Source organism: Paraburkholderia piptadeniae (assembly GCF_900007165.1).
GTDB lineage: Bacteria > Pseudomonadota > Gammaproteobacteria > Burkholderiales > Burkholderiaceae > Paraburkholderia > Paraburkholderia piptadeniae.
In genome coordinates, this window is sequence record NZ_CYGY02000046.1 from 200,977 (window position 1) to 210,345 (window position 9,369).

Sequence of the window (9,369 nt, forward strand, 5' to 3'; positions counted from 1 at the left end):
CTGGGCTGCATCGCCGGGCGGAAAACATCGACGAAACATCGATGAAAAACATCGACAAAAGCAGCGACGGAAAAGCGCGGCGTGCACCGTTTAACGCACATCGAGAAAGCGCATCACAGCCGACACAGGAGCGAGAGCATGGCCAATCCACCCGCTGCAATGACGGCGCCACCGTTGAGCACGGCCGCGATCGCGATGAACCGGTTCGGCCTTGGCGCGCGCGCCGACGAAGCGCCACCCGCCGATCCCAAGGCGTGGCTCGTCGCGCAGTTCGACGCATATCAACCGATGCCCGCGGCATGGGCGGATCAACCGACGTCACTGGCGATCGCGGCCGAACTCGCGCAGCAACGCCAGCAGGCGATGGCGAACGCGGCGGCCAGTTGGACGAACGCGGCCAGCGCATCCGCGAGCGGCACGAATGTCGGCAGCGCGCCTGCCATCGCGGACGACGCTAAGAAAGCCGCCCGACAGGCCGCGAACAAGGCGGTGCGCATGGAAGCACGCGACACCTACCGGTCGGCCGTGAACGCCCGCGTCGCGAGCGCGCTGACGACGCCCGCGCCCTTCGTCGAGCGGCTCGTGCACTTCTGGGCCAATCACTTCGCCGTCTCCATCGATAAAGGCCAGGTCGCGTCGTTCGCGGGCGCGTTCGAAGCGGAAGCGATCCGCCCGCATGTGCTCGGCCGATTTGAAGACATGCTGGTGGCCGTCGAGCGTCATCCCGCGATGCAGCTCTTTCTCGATCAGACGCGCTCGGTCGGTCCCGACAGCGCCGCCGCCATGCGCGCGGCGCAGCGCAATCCGAACCGCAAGCCCGGCCTCAACGAAAACCTCGCGCGCGAGATCATGGAGCTGCACACGCTCGGCGTGCGCAGCGGCTACACGCAGGACGACGTCACCGAGTTCGCGCGCGCGATGACGGGCTGGAGCATCGCGGGCGCTCAGGGGCCGCAGCCGAACAACGCGCCGCCGGGCGCATTCGTGTTCCGTGCGCAACTGCACGAGCCCGGCACGCGGACCATCATGGGCCGCCGCTACGATCAGCCGGGCGAAGCGCAGACGCTGGCCGTGCTGCACGATCTTTCGACGTCGCCCGCCACGGCCACGCACATCGCAACGAAGCTCGCGCGCCACTTCGTCGCCGACAACCCGCCGCCCGATGTCGTCGACCGGCTGGCGACGGCCTTCATGCGCAGCCGCGGCGATCTGCCGAGCGTCTATCGCGCGTTGATCGACAGCGACGCCGCGTGGTCGCCCGTTGCCGTCAAGTTCAAGTCGCCGTGGGAATGGACGATTTCGTCGCTGCGCGGGCTCGGCATGCGCGAGTTGAACAGCGGGAACGGCACCGTGCAGATGGCGCCCGTCCTCACGCAGCTCGGTCAGCAGGTTTGGCGCCCCGGCTCGCCTGCCGGTTACGACGACATCGCCGCAAACTGGGCCGCGCCCGATGCTCTCGTGCGGCGCGTCGGGATCGCGCAGCGTTTTGCGTCGCGTGTCGGCGACCGCATCGACCCCCGCTCGTTGGGACAGAAGCTGATGGCGGGTTCGTTGAGCGAGCCGACGGAACTGGCCGTGTCGCGCGCGGAAAGCGCATCGACGGCGCTCGCGTTGCTGCTCGTGTCGCCCGACTTTCAACGGAGATAGCCATGCTCACCCGCCGCAGCTTCATCCGTGTGGCCGCAGCCGGCGCGGGCGCGATGCTCGTCGCGCCGCAGATGGTCTTCGCGCGCGTCGCGACGGACCGTCGCTTCGTCTTCGTGATCCAGCGCGGCGCGGCCGATGGCCTGAATACGGTCGTTCCCTATGGCGATCCCGCGTACGCAGCGTTGCGCGGCGCGCTGACCGTCGATACGTCGTCGGCGGCGAAGCTCGACGGTATGTTCGCGCTGCATCCGTCGCTGGCGCGGATCGGGCAGATGTTCGAGGGGCGCGAGGCGCTGTTCGTGCATGCCGTCGCGTCGCCGTATCGGGACCGCTCGCATTTCGACGGGCAGAACGTGCTGGAGACGGGCGGCGCGTCGCCGTATCAGGTGAAGGACGGCTGGCTCAATCGTCTCGTCGGCATGATGCCGGGCGCCGATCCAGCGAACCGCGCGTCGAACCGCGCGGCGACGCACGAGAACGCGATTGCCTTCGCGCCGACCGTGCCGATGGCGTTGCGCGGTCTGGCGAGCGTCGCGTCGTACGCGCCTTCCGCGCTGCCGCAGGCGCCCGACGATCTGCTCGCGCGCGTCTCGCAGCTTTACGAGCAGGACGCGCAGTTGCGCCCGTTGTGGGAGTCGGCGATGGCGGCGCGCGGCCTCGCGGGCGATGCCAGCGCGCGTCAGGACCCGGCGAGTCTCGGCAAGCTCGCGGCCGGCTTTTTGTCGCGCGAGGATGGCCCGCGCATCGCGATGATCGAAACGGGCGGCTGGGACACGCACAGCGCGCAGATGCCACGACTCGCGGCGCAACTGAAGGCGCTCGACACGATGCTTGCCGCATTGCGCGACGGGCTCGGACCGGCGTGGAGCAAGACCACGGTGCTCGTCGCCACCGAATTCGGCCGCATGGCGGCAGCGAACGGAACGGGCGGGACGGATCACGGGACGGCGTCGGTGGCGATGGTGATCGGCGGCGCGGTAGCGGGGGGGCGCGTCGTCGCAGACTGGCCGGGTCTGCGTCAGAGCGATCTTTACGAGGCGCGCGATCTTAAGCCGACGGCGTCGCTGGATGCGCTGATTACGGGTGTCGCGAGCGAAAGCCTCGGACTCGATCCGCACAAGACCGCGCGCACGCTGTTCGCGCAGGAACGCAGCACGCAGCCGGTGACAGGGCTGATTCGCGCCTGGCTTTCATAGCTGGCGGCGATCGGCTTTCGCATTTCTTAAACCTCAAAAACTAATAGGGAGAAAACCTTGAAGTACGCATCGAATCTGAAGTCCGCGAAGTGGCGCACGCTGCTGTTGGGCGCGCTGTGCGCATCGACGCTTTCGGCCTGCTACGTCGTCGAGCCGGCGCGGCCGCCGCAGCCCGCGCCCGTCGCGGAAGTGATGCCTGCGCCACCCGCGCCGGGTTATCGCTGGGTGAAGGGCCACTATCGATGGGAGGGGAATCACTGGCAGTGGGTGCCGGGCCATTGGCGGCCGGCTTGATCACCGGCTTTGATGCTGCTCGATGCCGTTTTGATGTCGCTCGATGCGCCGCAGAAAAAATTCATTGCGCGTGTCGATCTGAGGGTGGTTCGTTCGTCATAGTGGTGAAGACTCGCCGTCCGGCGAAGCTTCGTCGCTCATCAACCCCTTCATCCAGCAACCATCTTGCATGCGACCAGGGCAAGGCATGGGGCGGGAGTCGCCGCCAGGGCGTCAATTCCCGTCGACATGCCGACTCCGGTCGACAAAGGAGAGACACGATCATGTCCAACTCAGCCGTCAAGCCCATCCCCGAGGGCATGCATTCGTTGACGCCGCATATCATCGTAGCGGGCGCGGCGGAAGCCATCGAGTTCTACAAGAAAGCGTTCAACGCAATCGAACAGGTCCGTATGCCCGGTCCCGGCGGCAAGCTGATGCACGCATCGCTGAAGATCGGCGATTCGACGCTGATGCTCGTCGACGAGATGCCCGATTGCGGCGGCGGTGCGTCGCTAGGGCCGAAGGCGCTGAAGGGCTCGCCTGTCGTGCTGCATCTTTACGTCGACGATGCCGACGCCACGATCGCGCAAGCGGAAGCGGCCGGCGCAAAGGTGACGATGCCCGCCGCCGACATGTTCTGGGGCGACCGTTACGGCCAGGTCGAAGATCCGTTCGGCCATCGGTGGTCGGTCGCAACGCACAAGCGCGACGTCACGCCTGAAGAAATGAGGCAGGCGATGGAACAGATGGCGCAGGGGCGTCAGTAGCATCAATAGTTGCGGCGCGCGGCTGCGCAAACCGTATTCGAAACGCGCCGCGCGGCGCGCTAACGTTGCGCGGCGGTATCGGGCGCGCGATGTTGGCGACATGGTGATGTGGGCGGCCTCGGCGCGTTCCGAGGCGGCGCCCGCGCATCGTTTTGTCCCGACATCGCGCGATACAACAATCGAGGAGATCCGATGGACAAGATAGCGACGTGCCTGTGGTTCGACGGCAAGGCGGAGGAAGCCGCGAAGTTCTATACAGGCATCTTCAGGAATTCGAGCATCGACGATGTGATGCACTACGGCGACGCAGGACCGGGCACGCCTGGCAGCGTGCTGTCGATGACGTTCCGTCTCGAGGGCCGCGAGTTCATCGCGTTGAACGGCGGCCCGCAATTCACGTTTTCTCCGGCTATTTCGATGTTCGTGAAGTGCGAATCGCAAGCGGAAGTCGACGTGCTGTGGGACAAACTGCTCGAAGGTGGCGGCGCGCCGCAGCAATGCGGGTGGCTCACGGGCCGCTACGGTATCTCATGGCAAATCGTGCCGACTGCGCTCGGCAAGATGCTGAAGGACAAGGACCCGGCGAAGGCCAGGCGCGTGATGCAAGCGATGATGCAAATGGTGAAACTCGACGTGAACGCGCTCGAGGCGGCATACGCGCAGCCGTGAATTTTTTACGTGCGAGGCGGGCGCTTGTGTGAACCGTGACGCGTCTCTCGCCTGCGCATTGGTTTTGGCGATCACGCCGCTTGACGTCCGCCGACGCCGGCACGGTAGTCCGGGTTTATGCGCATCAACTTTGGCGCGGGCCTCAGGCCTCCACGGCCGGCGCACCTCAGCGCGCGTATCTGCGATGATCTGCGCTTTCCTGTTTGCCGGATCGAAAGCGCGCCATGTCCCAATCCTCCTTTGAGCTTGAAACCGATCGACTGATCTTGCGTCCTCACGTCGTCGAGGATTTCGACGACAGTCTTGCGTTATGGTCCGACGAGATCGTCACGCGCTTTATCGGCGGCAAGCCGTTTAACCGCGAAGAAGTGTGGTCGCGGCTTTTGCGTTACGTCGGACATTGGGCCGCGCTGGGATTCGGCTACTGGGTAATCCGCGAGAAGGACAGCGGACGATTCGTCGGCGAGGTCGGCTTTGCGGACTATCGGCGAGAGATCGATCCGCCGCTCGATGGCTCGCCGGAAATCGGCTGGGCGCTGATGCCGTTCGCGCACGGGCAGGACTGTGCAACGGAAGCCGTGCGCGGCGCGCTGGCGTGGGCCGATGCGAAGTGGCCCGCCGGCGACACCGTCTGCATCATCGCGCCGGATAACGTGGCGTCGCGGCGGGTCGCGCAAAAATGCGGCTACGTCGAAGAGCGACAGACAACGTACAAGAGCCACCCGACGGGAGTCTTTCGTCGGGCGTCAGGCCGCATTCAACTCATTGATTCTTAAGACTCTCCTATGCCTTCCGGCCGAATGGTGCCGAGCCGCCATTGATGCGACATTCACTACGCGACTGCACCGGTCATACGAGCCACCCCAATCGCACACAGATAGCACACGTAGATACGACGTTGACACATTAACCCGCGCCGCGTAGCATCTTGGTATCTACACAGTAGATACACGCGGCGCTTCTGGTCCCTCGTGGACCTTGTGACGGAGGAAGTCGTGTATCTGAGTTTTTCGGGCGAAGGTGGCGCTATGGCTATTCAGACAATCAAGCGGTGGGGAAACAGTCTCGCGGTGAGAATTCCCGCGAGCCTGGCTGAGGAATTGCATCTGCGCGAAGATCAGGAAGTCGACATGGTGGTGGCGGACGGCGCGCTGGTCGCAACGCCTGCCGTCAAGACGTTCAGCTGGGACGAGTATCGCGAGCAGCTCGCCGCGAGGCCGAACGACGTGCATCCGACTATCGATCCTGGCGTTGCGGTGGGTTCCGAACTTGCCGACCCAACGGACCAGGACGACTGGTAAGGAGCAACATGAAAAACGGCGTTCCCGAGATCGGCGATGTGTTGTGGATCAGGCTCGAACCCGTCGTCGGGCACGAGCAGGGCGGCGGGTATCCACGGCCCGTTGTCGTCTTGTCACACGAGGCGCACAACGGTCCCACGCACCGTATCGTGGCCGTGCCCTGCACGACAAAGGCGCGCGGATTCTCGACGGAGATTCCGGTTTCCGCGTTGCCGAAGCCCTGTGTCGCGTTGATCGATCAGATCACTACGCTCGATTGGGTCGCGCGGCGTGGCGAGTATCGGGAAGAGCGCGTCGCGCAAGGCGAACTCGATGCGATTCGCCGCAGCCTGAAAGCGTTCCTGATGGCGTGACGACAGGATGCACGCCTCGTGCATCGCCGTGAGCCAATGTGCGACGGCGAGTCGCGTCCCGAGCCACCGGCGGCGCGTGACGTGCGCTGCGAACAGCGCGGCGGCCAGCATTCGTCGCTCGCAGCCGCGCGCTCTCTACTCGAGCCGGCCCGCCATGCACGCTTGCAGCGTTCGCCGCTGTTTGCCTTGCGAGTCGAAGTTCGCTTCATCGAGCCATTCCGCGAAGCCCGCGCGCAGCGCCGGCCATTCGCTGTCGATGATCGAGAACCACGCGGTGTCTCGATTGCGGCCCTTGTAGGTCACGGCCTGGCGGAAGATGCCTTCGAACGTGAAGCCGAAGCGCGCCGCCGCAGCGCGCGAAGGCGCGTTCAGCGCATCGCATTTCCATTCGAAGCGCCGGTAGCCCAATTCGTCGAACACGCGCTGCATCAGCAGAAAGATCGCTTCCGTCGCCATGCGCGTTTTTTGCAGGCGCTGCGAAAACACGACGAAACCGACTTCGATCACGCCGTTCGACTTGTCGATGCGCATCAGCGAAAGCGTGCCGACGGCCTTGCCCGTCGCCAGATCGATGACGGCGTAGTGCAGCGGATCAGGCGATGCAGCGAGGGCGGTGAGGCAGTCGCGATACGCCTCGCGCGTACCGAACGGGCCGACGGAAAGATACGTCCAGTCGCGGGCGTCGGGCGCGGCGCTATAGGCGTCGTACAGATCGTCGAGATGACGCTCGACGTTCACGCGTTCGAGCCGGCAATAGCGTCCCGTCATCGGCTGATCGCCCGGCGCTTTGGCTGGCTGCCAGTTCGGCATCGGTTCGCCGATCGGCTGGCCGTATTCGTTGACTCGCTGCCCCACGTTGTTCTCCCGTCGTGTGTGCGTTTTGAAGTATGCCAAGCGGGCAAGATACGGCAAACGCAGCGCGTCCGTAAGAACCAGCCTGGCCGGATTCGATGGAGCCAGCGCCGACCGCGGCGAGCGGGCACGGAACGACAGTTGCTGGCCGTGCGCATGCCGACACGCGAGCCGCATGCGTCGAGGCGCCACGGAGTCACGCTGCGGACTTTTGGAACTGAAAGGCTGTCGATACAGAATGAAAGTGATCGAACACCATCCTTGGGAGGCCCGCATGCTCGATGTCGCCGATGAAATCTCCCGCTTCAACGCCGGCCGTGACCCCGAACGCCTTGCGATGAAGTACGCGCGCATGCGCACCTCGGCGTTCGTGTTCCTGCGCGGTACCTGCCATCTGTTCTACAAGCGCGTGTCGAAGGGCAGCTTGCTGGAAAGCTCGCCGCACGCGTGGATTTGCGGCGACATGCACCTGGAAAATTTCGGCAGCTACAAGGGCGACAACCGGCTCATCTACTTCGACATCAACGATTTCGACGAGGCCTGCCTCGCGCCGTGTCTGTTCGAGATGATCCGTCTGCTGACGAGCGTGCTTGTCGCCGCCGACGATCTGAAACTCAGCCGCGCCGAGGCCCTCGCGCTATGCCACATCGCCGTCGATTCCTATGCGGCCGCGCTGCGTTTCGGCAAGGCGCGCTGGATCGAAGAGGAAACGGCCGGGGGGATGGTCGCCGAGCTTTTCGCTGCGCTGCATCAGCGCTCGCGCGTCGATCACCTGAACCGGCGCACCGAACTGAAGGGCAAGAAGCGGACGCTGCGCGTCGACGGCAAGAAGGCGCTGCCCGTTACCGACAAAACGCGCGAGAAAATCACCGCGTTCATGGGCGACCTTGCCGGGCGCGAGCCGAATCCGGCTTTCTACGAGATCATCGATGTCGCGCGCCGCATCGCGGGCACGGGCAGTCTGGGCGTCGACCGCTACGTGATTCTGGTCGAAGGCAAGGGCTCGCCCGACGGCAACTATCTGCTCGACATGAAGCTCGCGCTGCCGTCCGCGACCGCGCCGAACGTCAATACGCTGCAACCTCGATGGGCGAGCGAGGCGGAACGCGTCGTCGAGATACAGCGGCGCGATCAGGTGGTGTCTCAGGCATTCCTGCATGCCGTCGAATTCGAAAAGCGCCCGTATGTGCTGCGCGGCCTGCAGCCATCCGAGGACCGCGTCGCGCTGGAGAACTGGAACGGAAAGCTGCCGCGGCTGGAAAGCGTCGTGCGCAACATGGCGGAACTGGTCGCGTGGGCGCACTTTCGCAGCAGCGGACGGCAGACTTCCGCCATTGCCGATGACTTGATCGCATTCGGCGAAAAGAGCAAATGGCAGCTCGCGCTGATCGATCTGGCGACGCAGTGCGAAGCACAGGTCGTCAGCGACTGGCAGGCGTACTGCAAGGCATTCGATGCCGGGGCTTTTGATCTGACCGCGAAAAGCTGACGGCGCGATGAGGCCGCCGCTTGCGGACGAGCCGCGAAATCGATCGCGCCGCGAAATCGATCGCTACGTGTAGAAGCGCGCTATTCGCGCGACCGGCCTGGAGAGCAGACCGCAACGTGACTGTCCGGAGCGCCGAACATATCCCGCCGCCACATTCGAAAAATACGAATAAGTTAGCGGGCTGGACGCCAGCGAGGGAGTATGTAAATCTGGCGATGGCGTCGTGGCGGAATGCGCGTCGTTTTTCGGGCTCGTTCGCCCTGCATTTCCTGAACCAGGTCTTTACCCGACGCCGCGCACGGGCGCGCTGCCCGTGGGGCATGAACAATGCCTTCCTATGAGTCACTTCCACAACAGGAGACGGCACTATGGAAATCGAAGCGACCGCATGGTTCCCGCTGGACGACTATGCGCCCGTGAGGGACGGGTGGTACGAAGTCCAGCTTGTGAGCGGAGAGACGGCATTCGCCAAATTCGCGGACGGCGGATGGACCGAAAGGCCGCTCCTCGTGTTCACACACTGGCGCGGGTTGAGCGAAGATCCCGCGCGCGTGGACGAACCGGAAACCATCGACGCGGAAGCCACGGCAGCAGAAGGCGTGCGCGCTGCGTGGAATGCATTCTTCCCGGGCGCGAACGGGGAGGCGCACAAACCGCACGACATCTCGCACGGCAAGCCGCCACCCATCACGCACTGACTCCTCGCACCCATGCGGACCTGCGGACGGCGCGTCGGCGCCGCCGCTCGTTTCAGCGTCAACTGCCGTTCTGTCACGGGGCCCTCGCGTTTTTCCCCGCTTCGCTAGTATCCCGAGTTAA

11 protein-coding genes are annotated in these 9,369 nt (G+C 64.7%); 10 read left to right on the forward strand and 1 reads right to left on the reverse strand.

Annotation, left to right across the window (positions count from 1 at the left end):
- The first annotated feature begins 138 nt into the window (after positions 1 to 138).
- The 8 genes from BN2476_RS23995 to BN2476_RS24030 all read left to right on the forward strand — a co-directional run bounded on the left by BN2476_RS23995 (position 139) and on the right by BN2476_RS24030 (position 6,209).
- A complete protein-coding gene (locus tag BN2476_RS23995) occupies positions 139 to 1,647 on the forward strand; it encodes a DUF1800 domain-containing protein (RefSeq protein WP_087736642.1) in 1,509 nt (502 codons plus the stop codon).
- A 2-nt stretch (positions 1,648 to 1,649) separates the two neighbouring features.
- A complete protein-coding gene (locus tag BN2476_RS24000; RefSeq protein ID WP_087736643.1) occupies positions 1,650 to 2,843 on the forward strand; it encodes a DUF1501 domain-containing protein in 1,194 nt (397 codons plus the stop codon).
- 75 nt (positions 2,844 to 2,918) lie between these two features.
- Positions 2,919 to 3,137 (forward strand): YXWGXW repeat-containing protein, encoded by a 219-nt coding sequence (locus BN2476_RS24005; RefSeq protein ID WP_087736674.1) that lies wholly within the window; start codon positions 2,919 to 2,921, stop codon positions 3,135 to 3,137.
- 263 nt (positions 3,138 to 3,400) lie between these two features.
- On the forward strand, positions 3,401 to 3,886 hold the full coding sequence (locus tag BN2476_RS24010) for a VOC family protein (RefSeq protein WP_087736644.1): 486 nt from the start codon (positions 3,401 to 3,403) through the stop codon (positions 3,884 to 3,886).
- A 192-nt stretch (positions 3,887 to 4,078) separates the two neighbouring features.
- The gene (locus tag BN2476_RS24015) at positions 4,079 to 4,555 is read left to right on the forward strand and encodes a VOC family protein (protein ID WP_087736645.1); all 477 of its coding nucleotides are present in this window, start codon (positions 4,079 to 4,081) and stop codon (positions 4,553 to 4,555) included.
- Positions 4,556 to 4,779: 224 nt separating this feature from the next.
- Complete coding sequence (locus BN2476_RS24020) at positions 4,780 to 5,331, forward strand: GNAT family N-acetyltransferase (RefSeq protein ID WP_087736646.1); 552 nt, start codon at positions 4,780 to 4,782, stop codon at positions 5,329 to 5,331.
- Between the two features lie 252 nt (positions 5,332 to 5,583).
- Positions 5,584 to 5,856 carry an AbrB/MazE/SpoVT family DNA-binding domain-containing protein gene (locus BN2476_RS24025; RefSeq protein ID WP_087736675.1) on the forward strand — a complete coding sequence of 91 codons (273 nt, stop codon included), beginning with the start codon at positions 5,584 to 5,586 and terminating at the stop codon, positions 5,854 to 5,856.
- An 8-nt stretch (positions 5,857 to 5,864) separates the two neighbouring features.
- A complete protein-coding gene (locus BN2476_RS24030; RefSeq protein WP_087736647.1) occupies positions 5,865 to 6,209 on the forward strand; it encodes a type II toxin-antitoxin system PemK/MazF family toxin in 345 nt (114 codons plus the stop codon).
- 135 nt (positions 6,210 to 6,344) lie between these two features.
- On the opposite strand, the gene BN2476_RS24035 is transcribed toward BN2476_RS24030, so the two are convergent.
- Positions 6,345 to 7,064, reverse strand: coding sequence for a GNAT family N-acetyltransferase (locus BN2476_RS24035; protein WP_087736676.1), 720 nt, complete (start codon positions 7,062 to 7,064; stop codon positions 6,345 to 6,347).
- 271 nt (positions 7,065 to 7,335) lie between these two features.
- Here BN2476_RS24035 and BN2476_RS24040 point away from each other — a divergent pair, with 271 nt between their 5' ends.
- Together BN2476_RS24040 and BN2476_RS24045 are read left to right on the forward strand one after the other, a co-directional pair.
- On the forward strand, positions 7,336 to 8,550 hold the full coding sequence (locus BN2476_RS24040) for a DUF2252 domain-containing protein (RefSeq protein WP_087736648.1): 1,215 nt from the start codon (positions 7,336 to 7,338) through the stop codon (positions 8,548 to 8,550).
- Positions 8,551 to 8,918: 368 nt separating this feature from the next.
- Complete coding sequence (locus BN2476_RS24045) at positions 8,919 to 9,248, forward strand: hypothetical protein (protein ID WP_087736649.1); 330 nt, start codon at positions 8,919 to 8,921, stop codon at positions 9,246 to 9,248.
- Positions 9,249 to 9,369 lie beyond the last annotated feature (121 nt).

Excerpts from the sequence above, each read along its gene's own strand:
- BN2476_RS24040 (WP_087736648.1), top strand. The coding sequence starts at position 7,336 with ATGCTCGATGTCGCCGATGAAATCTCCCGCTTCAACGCCGGCCGTGAC.
- BN2476_RS24030 (WP_087736647.1), top strand. The coding sequence starts at position 5,865 with ATGAAAAACGGCGTTCCCGAGATCGGCGATGTGTTGTGGATCAGGCTC.
- BN2476_RS24045 (WP_087736649.1), top strand. The coding sequence starts at position 8,919 with ATGGAAATCGAAGCGACCGCATGGTTCCCGCTGGACGACTATGCGCCC.
- BN2476_RS23995 (WP_087736642.1), top strand. The coding sequence starts at position 139 with ATGGCCAATCCACCCGCTGCAATGACGGCGCCACCGTTGAGCACGGCC.
- BN2476_RS24000 (WP_087736643.1), top strand. The coding sequence starts at position 1,650 with ATGCTCACCCGCCGCAGCTTCATCCGTGTGGCCGCAGCCGGCGCGGGC.
- BN2476_RS24015 (WP_087736645.1), top strand. The coding sequence starts at position 4,079 with ATGGACAAGATAGCGACGTGCCTGTGGTTCGACGGCAAGGCGGAGGAA.
- BN2476_RS24025 (WP_087736675.1), top strand. The coding sequence starts at position 5,584 with ATGGCTATTCAGACAATCAAGCGGTGGGGAAACAGTCTCGCGGTGAGA.
- BN2476_RS24010 (WP_087736644.1), top strand. The coding sequence starts at position 3,401 with ATGTCCAACTCAGCCGTCAAGCCCATCCCCGAGGGCATGCATTCGTTG.
- BN2476_RS24020 (WP_087736646.1), top strand. The coding sequence starts at position 4,780 with ATGTCCCAATCCTCCTTTGAGCTTGAAACCGATCGACTGATCTTGCGT.